The organism is Lentzea chajnantorensis, assembly GCF_054300775.1.
Map to the genome: position 1 here is coordinate 220,318 of NZ_JBSDZT010000002.1, position 14,492 is coordinate 234,809.

The 14,492-nt window shown below is 71.0% G+C and carries 12 protein-coding genes and 2 pseudogenes; 6 read left to right on the forward strand and 8 right to left on the reverse strand.

The annotated features are described in order from the left end of the window. Nucleotides 1-62 precede the first annotated feature (62 nt). Nucleotides 63-1,466 (reverse strand): ABC transporter substrate-binding protein, encoded by a 1,404-nt coding sequence (locus ACVDFE_RS01465; RefSeq protein ID WP_458429315.1) that lies wholly within the window; start codon nt 1,464-1,466, stop codon nt 63-65. A 56-nt stretch (nt 1,467-1,522) separates the two neighbouring features. On the opposite strand from ACVDFE_RS01465, the gene ACVDFE_RS01470 reads away from it, so the two are divergent. Continuing rightward, nucleotides 1,523-1,690, forward strand: coding sequence for a hypothetical protein (locus tag ACVDFE_RS01470; RefSeq protein WP_458429316.1), 168 nt, complete (start codon nt 1,523-1,525; stop codon nt 1,688-1,690). Nucleotides 1,691-2,269: 579 nt separating this feature from the next. On the opposite strand, the gene ACVDFE_RS01475 is transcribed toward ACVDFE_RS01470, so the two are convergent. Both ACVDFE_RS01475 and typA read right to left on the reverse strand, forming a co-directional pair. Then, nucleotides 2,270-3,931 (reverse strand): ABC transporter family substrate-binding protein, encoded by a 1,662-nt coding sequence (locus tag ACVDFE_RS01475; RefSeq protein ID WP_458429317.1) that lies wholly within the window; start codon nt 3,929-3,931, stop codon nt 2,270-2,272. Nucleotides 3,932-4,164: 233 nt separating this feature from the next. Beyond that, complete coding sequence (gene typA, locus ACVDFE_RS01480; RefSeq protein ID WP_360386117.1) at nt 4,165-6,060, reverse strand: translational GTPase TypA; 1,896 nt, start codon at nt 6,058-6,060, stop codon at nt 4,165-4,167. A 164-nt stretch (nt 6,061-6,224) separates the two neighbouring features. Here typA and ACVDFE_RS01485 point away from each other — a divergent pair, with 164 nt between their 5' ends. Then, nucleotides 6,225-6,377 (forward strand): hypothetical protein, encoded by a 153-nt coding sequence (locus tag ACVDFE_RS01485; protein ID WP_360386115.1) that lies wholly within the window; start codon nt 6,225-6,227, stop codon nt 6,375-6,377. A 133-nt stretch (nt 6,378-6,510) separates the two neighbouring features. On the opposite strand, the gene ACVDFE_RS01490 is transcribed toward ACVDFE_RS01485, so the two are convergent. Then, nucleotides 6,511-6,816: a YciI family protein gene (locus ACVDFE_RS01490; RefSeq protein ID WP_360386113.1), complete on the reverse strand. Its 306-nt coding sequence runs from the start codon at nt 6,814-6,816 to the stop codon at nt 6,511-6,513. 171 nt (nt 6,817-6,987) lie between these two features. On the opposite strand from ACVDFE_RS01490, the gene trpS reads away from it, so the two are divergent. Then, entirely contained in the window at nt 6,988-7,911 is a 924-nt protein-coding gene (trpS, locus tag ACVDFE_RS01495; RefSeq protein WP_360386110.1) for a tryptophan--tRNA ligase, read from the forward strand. Here trpS and ACVDFE_RS01500 read toward each other — a convergent pair. Genes ACVDFE_RS01500 through ACVDFE_RS01510 form a run of 3 tightly spaced genes read right to left on the reverse strand, consistent with a single transcriptional unit; the run spans nt 7,904 to nt 10,650 of the window. After that, nucleotides 7,904-8,683, reverse strand: coding sequence for a (deoxy)nucleoside triphosphate pyrophosphohydrolase (locus tag ACVDFE_RS01500; RefSeq protein ID WP_458429318.1), 780 nt, complete (start codon nt 8,681-8,683; stop codon nt 7,904-7,906). The genes trpS and ACVDFE_RS01500 overlap by 8 nt on opposite strands. 9 nt (nt 8,684-8,692) lie before the next feature. Beyond that, entirely contained in the window at nt 8,693-9,952 is a 1,260-nt protein-coding gene (locus tag ACVDFE_RS01505) for a sensor histidine kinase (RefSeq protein ID WP_360386104.1), read from the reverse strand. Then, nucleotides 9,949-10,650, reverse strand: a complete 702-nt coding sequence (locus tag ACVDFE_RS01510) for a response regulator transcription factor (protein ID WP_360386101.1) — start codon at nt 10,648-10,650, stop codon at nt 9,949-9,951. Before ACVDFE_RS01510 ends, ACVDFE_RS01505 begins: the two co-directional genes overlap by 4 nt. A gap of 190 nt (nt 10,651-10,840) precedes the next feature. On the opposite strand from ACVDFE_RS01510, the gene ACVDFE_RS01515 reads away from it, so the two are divergent. The 3 genes and pseudogenes from ACVDFE_RS01515 to ACVDFE_RS01525 form a co-directional block, all read left to right on the forward strand. Continuing rightward, nucleotides 10,841-11,908, forward strand: a complete 1,068-nt coding sequence (locus ACVDFE_RS01515; RefSeq protein ID WP_458429319.1) for a LolA family protein — start codon at nt 10,841-10,843, stop codon at nt 11,906-11,908. Then, nucleotides 11,905-12,861: pseudogene (locus ACVDFE_RS01520) on the forward strand (ABC transporter ATP-binding protein); the annotation flags it as partial. The gene ACVDFE_RS01515 and the pseudogene ACVDFE_RS01520, both read left to right, overlap by 4 nt. A 66-nt stretch (nt 12,862-12,927) precedes the next feature. Further along, nucleotides 12,928-13,707: pseudogene (locus tag ACVDFE_RS01525) on the forward strand (ABC transporter permease); the annotation flags it as partial. Nucleotides 13,708-13,730: 23 nt separating this feature from the next. On the opposite strand, the gene ACVDFE_RS01530 reads toward ACVDFE_RS01525, so the two are convergent. Then, nucleotides 13,731-14,489 (reverse strand): SDR family oxidoreductase, encoded by a 759-nt coding sequence (locus ACVDFE_RS01530; RefSeq protein ID WP_458429320.1) that lies wholly within the window; start codon nt 14,487-14,489, stop codon nt 13,731-13,733. Between the last annotated feature and the right edge of the window lie 3 nt (nt 14,490-14,492).

The window sequence follows — 14,492 nt, forward strand, 5'->3', positions numbered from 1 at the left end:
GGCCGGACCTGTAGGCCCGGCCCCGTCCCCTCAGTTCAGCCTCGTGTACTGCTCAGGCCCGTCTAGTTCTTGGGCTGCCACTCGTTGGCGTTCCAGAGAGCGCCGTAGTAGCTCTGGAAGTACACGCGGTCGAGACCCTTGAACGCCCACATGTTCGGCATCTGGAACAGCGGGAGCGAACCGTACGCGTTCGCGATCTCCTCGTCGGCCTTCTGGAAGTACTTGAGCGAGTCCGCGATCGAGGTCTGGGACACGGCCGTCTTGAGGGCCTCGTCCGCAGCCGGGACGCTCATGTTCTGCCAGTTCTGGCCACCGCCGGTCTCGTAGATCGACTTCTTGGAGCTCTTGAACGGGTCACCGGACCACGCGAACAGGGCGACGTCGTAGTCACCGTTGGACACGCGCTCGTCGAGGAAGTTCGGGTCGGTGTCGTCCTTGACCTCGATGCCGGCTTCCTTGCACTGGCCCTGGATCAGCTCGACGGTCTGCTTGCGCCGCGGGATGTCGGTGTGGCTGATCCGGAAGGAGGCGCGGACGCCGTCCTTCGCGAACACGCCGTCCGCACCCTGCGTCCAGCCCGCGTCGGAGAGGATCTTCTTCGAGGCGGCCGCGTCACCCTTGGCCTTCTCGCCGTAGACGTCCTTGTAGCCCTCGTCCTTCGGGAAGAAGATCAGGCTGCCGAGCGGCTTCGCGTCGGCTTGGACCTCGGAGATCAGCTTGTCGATGATGTCCTGGCGCTTGACGCACATGAAGAAGGCCTTGCGGATCTCCTCCTTGGACAGCGCCGGGTGCTTGAACTGGATGTCCAGGTGCTCGAACGACAGGCCGGGGCCCGCGCCGAACGTGACGCCCTGGGCGTTCAGGCTCTTCAGCTTGGTGGCCGCGTTCGCGTCCGGCTGCGCGAAGGAGTTGACGGAGACCTCACCGTTCTCCAGCGCCTGCGCCTGCGCGACGGGGTCCGGGATCGCCTTCAGGATGATCTTGGCGGGACCACCGGGCTTGCCGGCCCACTTCGGGTTGCGCTCCAGCGTGACCGACTGGTTGGCCTCGTAGCTCGTCAGCATGTAGGGGCCCGCACCGGGCATGAGCGCCTTGTCGAAGCCGTTCCACTTCTCGTTCCAGAAGGCGGAGGCCTTCTCGAGCTCGGCGGGGTCGCTCGTCGCGGTCAGCTTGGTGACGTCCGCGACGCCGGCACCCTTCTCCAGGATGTGCGCGGGCAGGACGTCGCTGTTGAACAGGCCCTCGTAGTCCGGGTACGGGCTGTCGAAGGTGCCCACGAACGTCTGGTCGTCCTTGCACGAACCGGTCATCAGGTCGTAGCCCGTGGTACCGGCCGGCTTGAAGTACTTGCTGCCGTCGGCCTTCTTGGCCTTCGTGCTGGCCGAGAACCAGGCCAGGTAGAAGTCGTCGCAGTCCCACGCCTCGCCGTCGGACCAGGTGACGCCCTTCTTCAGCTTCCAGGTCACCGTCTGCGGGGACTTCGAGGTGCAGCTCGACCCCGTCCATGACGTCCTTGTTCAGGATGACCTTGTTGTTGCCGTTCAGGATGTGCGCACCCGGCTGGACCAGCACCAGCGCGAACGTGTTGTACGAGTTGTTGCCGTCTTCCGTCGCGTTGTTGTACGTCGTGTACGGCTTGTCCGTGGACACGACGACCTGCTCGCTGGACTTCGTGTCCGGTGCGGTGTAGCCGTCTCCGGACTCGCCGCGCGCGGTCGCCATCTCGGCGACGGTCGCGTCGTTCCCGTTCGCGTCCGTGTTGCCGCCGCCACCACCACCGCACGCACCCAGCACGAGCGCCGCGCTGGAGATCAGCGCGATCGCCGGCAGTGCTTTGGTCTTCCTCATCGACACGTGCCCTCCTAGCACTGGGCGGCCGCACCTTCATCCGGTGTGCACACCCGTGACCGTGATGTGCCATACGCGCCCCGAACCGGCACATCGTGGGCAGCACCGTAAGAACCCGTTGAGGCGGCGGTCACTACCTGGGAGGGCGATCGTGACCCAATGGTGACGCCTTGTAGCCCAATGCAATGGCCCGATTACCGGGCGAAGGCGTTCGTTAACCGGGCACCGGGAATTCTGTCAACGAAGGCGACCGAACGTACCAACGCGGAATTGGGCCCACCCGGCCGTTTTCCCGGCACGACGAGCCCGTTTAGAAGATCGACTTCCTCGGCGGCCGCAGCGAGGGTGCCCACTTCTCCACCGGTTGAACCTGCTCGACGACGATCCCGTGCGCGGTGTGGCCGGACGGCCGGGCGGCCCGTCACTTGGTGTCGAGGCGGCGCCACTCGGGCGCACCGCTCAGCACACCCGCGAGCGGCGCTCCGGTGTCCACGCCGGACACCGTCGGCAGCACCCCGAGCAGGTCGGCCACCTGGAACAGCGGCAGCGCCACCGCCTGGGCCTGCAGCTGCGGCTCGATCCGGGTGAGCGCGTCGGCCAGCAGCACCTTGCCGCCCAGCGCCGCGTCGATCTCGGCCTGCAGCACCGGGTCGCAGAACCCGGCGGCGTTGGCCGGGTTCGGCGTGGCACCGTCCGGCGCGTCCCCGGTGCACCCGAACTGGCTCGCGAGCCCGGCCGCCGAGTCGCCCGCGTCCACGCGCGGCCCGACGACGACGTCGACGTCCTTCTGCAGCAGCTGGACGGTGAAGAGCTCGTCGGCCTTGGGCGTGACCACCTCGGCCGCGATCCCCCTGGCCCCGAGCTGCGCCTTGACCTGGTTCGCGACGGTCACGTACGGCTCGATCCCGTCCGCGGCGGCGATCCGCAGCTTCAGCGCCTTGCCCGCCTTGACCCACCCCTCGGCGCCCTTGGCGTACCCCGCCTCGGTGAGCAGCTGCTCGGTCGCGGCCGGATCGAGCGTGTTGCCCTGGATGACCGGCCGGTACCCGGCGCGGCTCGGCGGCACGACGTAGGAGTCGGCCCGCAGCTGCGCGCTCGGCCCGCTCTGCGCACCGCTCGCGATCAACGCGTCCCGGTCGAGGGCGGCCACGAGTGCCTTGCGCACCTTGAGATCCGCGAGCTGCTGGCTGGCGGGCCTGAACAGGACCTGCACGACCTCGTTGCGCGGCACGGGTTTCGTGTCGAGACCGGCGACCGTCCTCATGAGGTTGACGTCGGCGGCGTCCGCTCGCAGCAACACCACCTGGTTGTCGCCTTTGGACAGTGACTCGGCCATCGCGCTGTGCGTGGCCCGCCGCAGCACGAGCCGGTCGAGCGTGGTCGGCACCTCCCAGTACCGGTCGCTGCGCTCCAGGATCACCTCGCCGCGCGGCTCGTCGAGGCTCCGCACGGCGAACGGTCCCGCGGTGGCCGGGAAGTTGGTGGCGAGCACGTTGGACCACGTGCCGGGCGCGTCCTTGAGCAGGTGCGCCGGCAACAGGTTGCCGAACAGGCTGCGCCACCCCGGGTACGGCGTGCCGAAGGCGACCTCGACGACCTTGCCGCCCTCGCGGGCGCTGATGTTGTCGATGAGCCGGTAGCCGGCCGGGTCCACCACGCCGGGCTCGCTGCGCATGCGCTGCCAGAGGTAGTAGAAGTCCTCGGCGGCGATCGGCGCGCTGTCCGACCACGAGGCGTCCTTGCGGATCGTGTACGTGACCGTGAACGGCTCGGCCTTGGTGACCCTCGCGCTCACCATGAGGTTCCGGTCGAGCTCCGGCGCACCGTTCGGCCCGCTGCGGAACACCGACGGCAGCAGCAGGGAGCTGAGCGCGGTCGTGATCTGGCTCTGCGTCGCGGTGGCGTGCGGGTTGTAGCCGCCGGCCACGTCGTCGACGCCGACCACCACCTCCTTGACCTTCGGTCCCGTCGTGGTGATGACCGGGGCCTCGGACTTGGGGACCAGCGGTGGCGGAGGCGCGTTCGTGCAGGCCGCGGCGCCGCACAGGACGGCGGCTGCCAGCACTCCCCCGAGACGCCTCATGGGTCCTCACATTGCCAGAAGTGGTGTGAACGCGTGCGGGCAACCCGGTGTACCTGTCACCCGCGTCACTGGGAGGACGTCCCGGTCCGCGGCGGGGTTGCGTCGCTGCCGGGTAGTACGGCTCACCCCGGTGGGCGGTTCGGGCGGGTTCACCGGCCAGGCGGGTCCGGCCGCCCGCCAAACGCCGGTGGGCGGCCCGGCAGGAGCCGGACCGCCCACCGACCGGGCGAAGATCAGCCGCGCTGCTTCAGCCGCGACCGCTCACGGCCGCGCATGTTGGCGTCCAGCGTCACCTTGCGCACGCGCACGACCTCCGGCGCGACCTCCACGCACTCGTCGGAGGCGCAGAACTCCAGCGCCTCCTCCAGCGAGAGCTTGCGGGGACGGGCCAGGGTCTCCATCACGTCGGCCGTGGAGGACCGCATGTTGGTGAGCTTCTTCTCGCGGGTGACGTTGACGTCGAGGTCCTCGGCGCGCGGGTTCTCGCCCACGACCATGCCCTCGTAGGCGTCCGCGCCCGGCTCGACGAAGAACGTGCCGCGGTCGGCCAGCTGGATCATCGCGTAGGCGGTGATGGAGCCGGCGCGGTCGGCGACCAGGGAGCCGTTGTGACGGGTGCGGATCTCGCCCGCCCACGGGCCGTAGCCCTCGGCGACGGCGTTGGCGATGCCGGTGCCGCGGGTCTCGGTGAGGAACTCGGTGCGGAAGCCGATCAGGCCGCGCGACGGGACCACGTAGTCGAGCTTGATGCGGCCGGTGCCGTGGCCCGACATGTTCTCCATGCGGCCCTTGCGGTTGGCCAGCAGCTGCGTGACGGCGCCGAGGTGCTCCTCCGGGCAGTCGACGGACAGGCGCTCGAACGGCTCGTGGACCTTGCCGTCGACCGTGCGCGTGACCACCTGGGGCTTGCCGACGGTCAGCTCGAAGCCCTCGCGGCGCATCTGCTCGACCAGGATGGCCAGCGCCAGCTCACCGCGGCCCTGCACCTCCCAGGTGTCCGGGCGCTCGGTCGGCAGGACCTTCACCGACACGTTGCCGACGAGCTCGGCGTCGAGCCGCGCCTTGAGGACGCGGGCGGTGAGCTTGGTGCCACCGTTGCGACCGGCCAGGGGCGAGGTGTTCACGCCGACGGTCATCGAGATGGCGGGCTGGTCGACCGTGATCCGGGGCAGCGCCTCGGGGTTCTCGGCGTCGGCCAGCGTGTCACCGATGGTGATGTCCGCGATGCCGGCGATGGCGACCAGGTCGCCCGCGCGGGCCGACTCGGCGGGCACGCGGTCCAGCGCCTCGGTGATGAGGAGCTCGGTGATGCGGACCTTGACGGGCTCGCCGTCCTCGCGGCACCACGCCACGGTCTCGCCCTTGCGCATCGTGCCCTGGTGGATGCGGCACAGCGCGATGCGGCCGAGGAACGTCGAGGCGTCGAGGTTCGTGACCAGCGCCTGCAGCGGGCCGTCCACGTCGACGTGCGGCGCGGGGATGTGCTCCATCAGCACCTGGAACAGGGTGTCCAGGTTCTCCTCGTCCGGCAGGCCGCCGTCCTCCGGCTGGGTCAGCGAGGCGCGACCGGCGCGCGCGGAGGCGTAGACGACCGGCAGGTCCAGCACGGACTCGTCGGCGCCGACCTCGGTGGCCAGGTCGAGCAGCAGGTCGTGGGCCTCCTCGACGACCTCGGAGATCCGGGCGTCGGGGCGGTCGACCTTGTTGACCAGCAGGATCACCGGCAGGCCGGCGGCCAGCGTCTTGCGCAGCACGAAGCGCGTCTGGGGCAGCGGGCCCTCGGACGCGTCGACGAGCAGCACGACGCCGTCCACCATCGACAGCGCCCGCTCGACCTCGCCGCCGAAGTCGGCGTGGCCGGGGGTGTCGACGACGTTGATGATCACGTCACCGTCGGGCGTGTGACGACGCACGGCGGTGTTCTTCGCGAGGATGGTGATGCCCTTCTCGCGCTCGAGCTCGCCGGAGTCCATGACCCGGTCGACCAGCTCGGCCCGCGCGGAGAAGGCGCCGGACTGGCGCAGCATGGCGTCGACGAGAGTCGTCTTGCCGTGGTCGACGTGCGCGACGATAGCGACGTTGCGCAGGTCAGTGCGCGTCTGTAGGGCGGACGCGGTGGCCGTGGGCACGCAGAACTCCTAGAGCTTGAAAGTCGTGGAGGGGGCTCGCGCCGGACACGTCGATGCGCACAGCCGTACACCAGAGTACCGGCCGGGGCGGCATTACCACACAAGAGTGCCAGTGAAGTGAGCCTCACCTACTGTAGCGGCAGGAGTGAGGGGGAGTTCAACACGTGGGTAAAAAGCTCAAGAAGAAGTGCTGCAGGTCGAAGCCGCAGTGCAAGCGCTGCCCGGTGCCCTTCCTGCTCAAGGAGCGCGACAAGGCCAGGAAGAAGGCCGCGAAGAAGGCGGCGAAGGCCGCCAAGAAGGCCCAGAAGGCGGCGTGAGACCGCCTGCCGTCCACGCGTGGACGGGCCGTTCCACGTGCGCAAGCTCACTCCGCGAGGCCGTTCCCGGCACGAGCGGCACCCGCGGTCGAGGGCTCGACGCCTCGATCGGGTGGCAGGCCGGCCAACCGGGCTAGTGGGCCGGCAGCACGGCTTCGTTCAGCTTGGCGAGCTCGTCGGCGGTCCGCGTCGCCTCGAACTCGATGATCTTGTACTTCACCAACTTCTGCTCGGCCCACGGGTCCGTGGCGAGCAGCGCTTCGAGCCTGCCCCGGGGCATCGGGCGTGTGATGATCACGCCCCCGGTCCTCGGCACCTGACGCCCGGACGCGAGGAAGAGCCCCCGCCCGTACTGCTCCTCGACCCACTCGCGGTGGTCGGGGAGGGCGTAGTCGATCTGTTCCAGCGGCGCGGCGTACTCCAGCAACACTATGAACATGGAGCAACGGTAGTCCTATACTGCCGGGCATGCGCACGATGAACGCGTTCTGGTGGGCCGCTTCCAGGCGGCCGTAACAGCTGTGCGCTGACGCGAACACAGGCCGCCCGGCAGGGGCGGCTTTTTCATGCGTTCCGTGCGGGCGGTCCCGAACCTCGAAGGGACCCGACCATGATCAGGCTGTCGGCCATCACCCCGTCCGGCCAGGTGCACCTGGGCAACTACCTGGGGGCGCTGCGCACGTGGGCGCGTGAGGGCACCAAGGACGACGTCTACTTCATCAGCGACCTGCACGCGATGACGTCCTCGCACAACGCGCAACGGCTGCGATCGCTCACCAGGGAGCAGTTCGCGGTGCTGATCGCGTGCGGCATCGAACCGGAGAGCACCTGCGTGCAGTCCGACCTGATCCGCGAGCTGGGGGCGTTGAACTGGGTCCTGGAGTGCACCTGCACCTACGGCGAGGCCGCGCGGATGATCCAGTTCAAGGAGAAGTCGCTCGGCCGCGAGTCGGTGCGGCTGAGCCTGCTCACCTACCCGGTGCTGATGGCGGCGGACATCCTGCTGCAGGGCACCGCGGAGGTACCGGTCGGGGAGGACCAGCTCCAGCACGTCGAGCTGGCCCGCGCGCTCGCCCGGCGGTTCAACCACGCCTACGGCGACGTGTTCGTCGTGCCGACCGCGGTGGTGCCGAAGGTGGGCGCGCGGATCAAGGACCTGTCCGACCCGGCGCGCAAGATGGACAAGTCGGCGCAGAGCTCGGCCGGCGTGGTCTTCGTGCTCGACGAACCGGACCTGGTTCGGCGCAAGATCCGGCGCGCGGTGTCGTCGACCGACGGCATCGCGAACCTGACCGACGTCCTCGCCTCGTGCACCGGTGCGGAACCGGAGGACTTCACGGGCCGGTTCTCCGAGCTCAAGGAGGCCGTGGCGGAGGCGGTGGTCGAGGAGCTGCGCCCGGTCCGCGACCGCACGCTTGCTCTGCTCGCCGACCCCGCGGAGCTGGACCGCATCCGCCGCGCGGGTGCCGACCGGGCCCGTGAACGCGCGCAGCCCCGGCTCGACGCGGCGCTGCGGTTGTCCGGGCTCAGCTGAGGAGGTCCAGCAGGGCCGGCACCAGCACCCGGTCCGCCGGCAGCCAGGGCAGTCCCGGCAGCTCGTCGGCGGTGAGCCACCGGACGGCGTTGTGCTCCAACGCCTCCGGCTCACCGCCCGCGGGGTCGAGCCGTGCGGCGTGGATCCGCAGCACGAGGTCCCGCTTCAGCGGCACGTCCGGTCCGACCCGGTCGCCGACCACGACCGGCACGCCGAGCTCCTCGACGCACTCGCGCACCAGCGCGTCCTCCGGCCGTTCCCCGTCCTCGACCCGGCCACCGGGCAGTTCCCACTGCCCCGCCTGGCCCTCCGGGTACGACCGCTGCTGCGCGAGCAACCGTCCGCCCCGGACGACGGCCGCTCCGACGACGACCCGCGCGGCCACCAGCTCGGCGCACCGCCTGGCCAGCGCCGCCGACCGCTTCTCCAGCAGGCGCAACGCCATCCCGCGCCCGACCACGACGTCGGCGAACCGCCCAACCGCGCCGCCGACGGTCGTCCAGCCCACCCGGTCGACCACCATCGTCCCGGCACCGGTGACCACGAGGTCCGTGTGCAGCTCCAGGAACACCCCCGCCGCCGACACCCCGGACAGGTCGGCGCGCGTGACGGTGAGCTTCACCCCGAACGGCCCGGTGAGCACGTCCCCGGTGCACAGCAGCGGCCCCGGCACCCTCACACCGAGACCGGTCAGCAACGAGGTGTCCAGCAGGGCACCGGCGACCACCGCGACGGGCGCGTCGACCAACGCCGACGCTCGCAACTCAGGCACCCGCGTTGACTACCAGGACGGCCAGCGGATCTCCAAACGCGCGCCACCGGCCGGTGACTCGGCCGCGAGCACGGTCCCGCCGCGCCGCTGCACGAGGTGCGCGACCAGCGCGAGCCCCAGCCCGAAGCCGCCGGAGGCCCGCCCGCGGTCCTCCTCGACCCGGTAGAACCGGTCGAACACCTTCGCCCGGTGCTCCGCGGGGATGCCGTGCCCGTCGTCGTCGACGATGAGCCGCACGTCCCGCCCGACCGGCGCCAGCGTGACGGTGACCGTCGAGTACGCGTACCGCCCGGCGTTGCGCAGCAGGTTGTCCAGCACCAGCTCGACCTCGGACCGCGTCGCCGACACCAGGCACGCCGAGGGCGGCGCGTTCAGCCGCACCAGCAGCTCGGTGTCGAGCCGGGAGATCGCCGCCTCCGCCTCCAGCACCAGGTCGACCGCCTCGGCCCGTCCCGGTGCCGCGGTGTCCGCCCGCGCGAGGATCAGCAGCGAGTCGACGAGCCGGCTGAGCCTGATCGATTCCTCGACCACCGACTCCAGCACCTCGATGGAGAAGTCCGGGTCCGGGTGCGCCACCGCGACCTCGGCCTGCGCCCGCACCGACGCCACCGGCGACCGCAGCTCGTGCGCCGCGTCCCCGGTGAACCGCCGCAGCCGGTCCGACGCCTCGTCCCGCCGCGCCAGCAACGCGTTCAGCGCCTGCGCCAGCGCCTGCAGCTCGTCGCGCGACGGCGGCACCGGCAACCGCTCCCCGTGCGGCAGCGCCCCCGCCGCCACCCGCATCCGCTCCACCGGCAGCAGCGACGACCGCACCGCGAGCCACGTGGCGGTGCCGACCAGCCCGGCCACCAGCACGGCGGCGACCGCGAGCCACCGCGTGCCGACCGTGTTGGCGTTCTCGTACCCCAGCAGCTTGTCGCCGTAGACCTCGAGCCGCGGCGTCCCGTCGCCGAGGAACACCACCTGTCCCCGCCACCGGTACGCGGACGCCCCGTCGAGCCGCAGCACCGGTTCCCCCGCCTTCAACGCGCGGACGTCCTGCCCGGTCAGCGGCAGCTCCGGCTTGCCGTCCACCGGCGTTCCCGCGAGGTCCAGCACCCGCGGCGGCTCCTGCGCCAGCTCCCGGTCCACCGCGGTGAGCTGGACCAACCCGATCAACGACGGCGCCAGCCCCGTGAGCGCCAGCAGGCACAGCAACGCCACCCCCGTCGCCACCACGGTGATGCGGAACCGCAGACTGCGCCGCGACCACCAGCGACGAGGGTTCACCTGTTCCCCAGCGCGCTGTCCAGGTCCGGAGTCGACGCGATGTACCCGTGCCCCCTCACGGTCCGCACCACCTCCCCGGCCCCGACCGCCTCCAGCTTCCGCCGCAGGTACCCCACGTACACCTCAACGGCGTTGCGCGTGGCCGCCTGCTCATCGCCCCACACGGTCCGCAGCAGCTCGTCCTTCGTCACCACCGACCCGGCCCGCGACGCCAGCACGTCCAGCACCGCGTACTCCCGCGGGCTCAGCGACACGTCCTGCCCCGCCCAGCTCACCTCCCGCAACCCGCGGTCGATGACGAGCTCCCCCAGCGTCAGCCTGCGGCGCGCACCCCCGCCCCTGCGCAGCAACGCGCGCACCTGCGCCACCAGCACCACGAAGCTGAACGGCTTCACCAGGTACCCGTCCGCCCCGAGGTCGAGCCCGTCGGCCTGGTCGACCTCACCGTCCTTGGCCGACACCATCAGCACCGGCGTCCGCACCCCGTCGGCCCGCATCCGCTGCAGCACCCGGTACCCCGACAGCCCCGGCAACATGATGTCCAGCAGCACCACGTCGAACGCCCCGGTCAACGCGACCCGCAACGCCGTCGGCCCGTCCGCGGCCGTGACGACTTCCATGCCCTCGGCCGACAACCCGCGCTCCAACGCCCGGCGCACGCCGGCTTCGTCGTCCACGACCAGCACTCGAGGCTTCACGAGATCAGCATGCACCCACGCCACCCCGGTCGCTCGCACGGTCTCAGCCGACTCTCAGCGGACCGGTGCCGGGCACGGGGCGACGCCGCGTCCCGATGCCGCCGACCAGCGACGACGTTAGTCTCAGCACCATCTCAGCTCGCCCCCAGCAAGCTGGTCCCACAAGCCCATGGAGGAGGGGACCACAGCGATGAACAAGCGAAAGGTGACCCTGGCCGCGGCAGCGGCCACGGTGGTCACCGGCGCGGCAGGCCTCAGCCTGCTCGCCATGCCCGCAGGCGCAGGTCAGCCGCCGACGCTTCCGCCCATCACCCCGGAAGCGCTGGTCGAGCAGGTCCTGACGACGAAGCCGGCCGCGTTCGGCGGCACCGTGCAGGCCGAGAACAAGCTCGGGTTGCCTGCGATCGCCGAGATCCCGCAGCTGGCCGACGGCAACCACACCGCGCGGATCTGGACCGACGGGGACGAGAAGTTCCGCCTCGCCCTGCCGACGGGCCAGTCCGAGCAGACGATCGTCAACGACGGCAAGACCACCTGGTCGTGGAACTCGCAGACCAACGAGGTCACGAAGGCCGAGCACGGGGCCGACGCCGGGAAGGCGCCCGCGGAGGCGAAGGCCGTCGACCCGACGACCGCGGCCAGGGAGATCGTGAACCTGACGAAGGAGTCGAGCGACCTCAGCGTCGACGGCACCGCGCGGGTCGCCGACCGCGCGGCCTACGAGCTCGTCCTCACCCCGAAGCCGACCGAGAAGACCCTCGTCCGCGAGGTCCGCATCGCCGTCGACTCCGAGACGAAGATGCCGCTGCGGGTCGCGATCCACACGAACGGCGCCAGCTCCCCCGCTGCCCAGGTCGGCTTCACCCAGCTGACCGTGGGACCGCAGGACGCGAAGCTGTTCGAGTTCACGCCGGCCGCCGGTGCGAAGGTCACGACGCCCGAGGCGAAGGAGCAGCGGGGTGACCGCAAGCCCGAGGCCGCGCTGGAGCAGGCGTTGCAGGGCAAGGACCCGCAGTTCTTCGGCGACGGCTGGGACACCGTGGTCGGCGCGCGCATCCCTGCTCAGGCCATGACCCGGGTGCCCGCCGAGGCGCAGGGGCTGGTCGACCGGTTCACGAAGAAGGTCAGCGGCAGCTGGGGCACCGGCAAGCTGTTCACCACGAAGGTCGCGAACGTCCTGATCGCGGACGACGGCCGCGTGGTCGCGGGTGCCGTTCCCGAGCAGGTCCTGTTCGACACGATCGGACAGGTGAAGTGACCACCTCGACCAGCGCGCCGGCGGCCGCACCGGTGCAGACCGGGGTCGCCGCGCGGACCAGGGGTCTGCGCAAGGAGTACGGGAGCACGGTCGCCGTGGACCGCGTCGACCTGGAGCTGCCGGAGGGGGCCGTGCTCGGCATGCTCGGCCCCAACGGGTCGGGCAAGACGACCACGATCCGGATGCTGCTCGGGTTGGTGCGGCCCACCAAGGGGGAGATCGAACTGCTCGGCCGGCCGCTTCCGGACGGGGCCGAGCAGGCGCTGCCGCACGTGGGCGCGCTGGTCGAGGGTCCGGGGTTCCACCCGTTCCTGAGCGGGCGGGAGAACCTCATCCGCTGTGCCGCGTTCGAGCCGCTGCTGCCGAAGAAGCAGGTCAAGCAGGCGGTGGAGGACGCACTCGAACGCGTCGGGCTCGCCCAGGCGGCCCACCGCAGGTTCCGCGGGTACTCGCTCGGCATGAAGCAACGTCTCGGCCTCGCCGGGGCGTTGCTCGTGCCGCGCAGGCTCGTCGTGCTGGACGAGCCCACCAACGGGCTCGACCCGGCCGGCACCAGGGAGATCCGCAAGATCATCGCCGAGCTGCACGCGAGCGGCAGCACCGTGATGGTGTCGAGCCACCTGCTCAGCGAGGTCGAGGCGACCTGCACCCACGTCGCCGTGCTGCACCGGGGAACCGTTGTGGCGCAAGGAGAGCTGACCGAGCTGCTGCAGGCGGGCGGTTCGGCGCTGCAGGTGGTCACGCCGGACGTGGAGGACGCGCTCGGCGCACTGCGCCAGGCCCGCATCTCCGCGCGACCGCTCGGCGAGGGCCTGCGGGTCGAACTCGCGGGGACCAGTGCCCCGCAGGTGATCGAGACGCTGGTCAAGGCCGGCGTGCACGTCCACGAGGCGACGCGCTGGAAGACCGGCCTGGAGGAGCTGTTCGCGCGGCTCACCGACGCCGAGGAGGCCGAGCGCGGGATGTCCGCCGTGGACACGCTGGACGGGGGGAACGCGATGATCACGCGTCAGCTGGGGTCCGAGGTGCGCTGGATGCTGCGCAGGCCGCGGACCCTCATCGGGTTGTTCGGCCTGGTGCTCGTGCCCATCGTCATCAGCTTCGGCATCTGGACGGCCGACGGCGACGGCGGCGGGCCGGGCCTGTCCGCGATCCTCACCGGCAACGGCCTGGTCGTGTCCATCTTCACGCTGTTCCTGTCGCTCAACCTGCTGCTGCCGCTGGTGGCGTCCATCTGGGCGGCGGACGGGCTCGCGGGCGAGGCGCAGCACGGCACGTTGCGCGGGCTGCTGGTCGCGCCGGTGTCACGGGTGCGGCTGCTGTTCGTGAAGCTGTTCGGCATCAGCGCGATGTCGCTGCTGGCCGTCACGCTGATGGCGGTCGTCGGCATGGCCGCGGGCACGGCGTTCCTGGGCAACGACGGCATGATGACGTTGTCCGGCAACACCCTGTCGACCGGTGAGGGCCTGCTGCGGATCGCGTTCTTCATCGTGCTGGTGACGTTCCAGATGATCGCGGTCGGCGCGGTGGCGCTGGCCGTCTCGTCGACCACCGAGCACCCACTGGTGGTGCAGGCGGCCACGATGACCGGGATCATCGTGTTCCAGGTGCTGGGGCAGTTCCCGTCGCTCGACTGGCTGCACCCGTTCCTGCTCACGACCGGGTTCCCCGGCTTGGTCGACGTGATGCGCGACCCGATGCCGCTCGACCAGATCTGGGACAGCACCCTGCTCGCGGGCTGCTACCTGCTGATCGGCACCGGCCTGGCGGCGGCTCGCCTGATCACGAAGGACAACTGACGTCTGCCTGGGCAGGCAGGGGGTCAGCGGAAGCCGCCCTCGCTGTTGATGACCTGGCCGGTGACCCAGCCGGCGTCGTCGGTGCAGAGCCACGAGACCAGCCGGGCGGCGTCGTCCGGCTGGCCCCAGCGGCCCAGCGGCATCCGCTCCCGCACCCACTCGTGCGCCTCCGGCGTCGCGTAGCCGGTGTCCGTCGGGCCGGGGTTCACGGCGTTGACCGTGATCCCCTGCCTGATCAGGTGGTGCGACAACGTCGGCAGGATTCCCACCAGGGCACCCTTCGACGCCGCGTACGCGACCTCACCGGGCATCGGGCCCAGGTTCTGACCGGACGTCATGAGCACGACCCGTCCGCCACGAGCGCCGTCGTGCTGCCGGGCAAACGCTTGCGCGAGCAGGATCGTCGACCGCGTGTTCACCGCGTGGTGCGCGTCGAGCATCGCCGCGTCCAGCTCGCCCAACGGCCCGTCGCCGCCGGAGCGGGCGTGGTTGCAGACCAGGACGTCGACCCGGCCGTACGCCTCGACCGCGGCCGCCACCAGCCGGTCGGGCGCGTCCGGCTCGGCCAGGTCGAGGCCCAGGTGCTCGACCCGTCCGCCGATGCCCGCGACGACCTCGTCGACCGAGTCGGCACCCCACGGCTGTTCGGCGTCGTGCGGCACGTGGTGCTGCACGAACAGGTCGGCGCCGAGTCCGGCCAGGCGCGTGGCGATCGCGTACCCGATGCCCTGCCGCCTGCTCACGCCCGTGACCAGTGCGACCCGCCCGTCGAGATGTCCCATGGG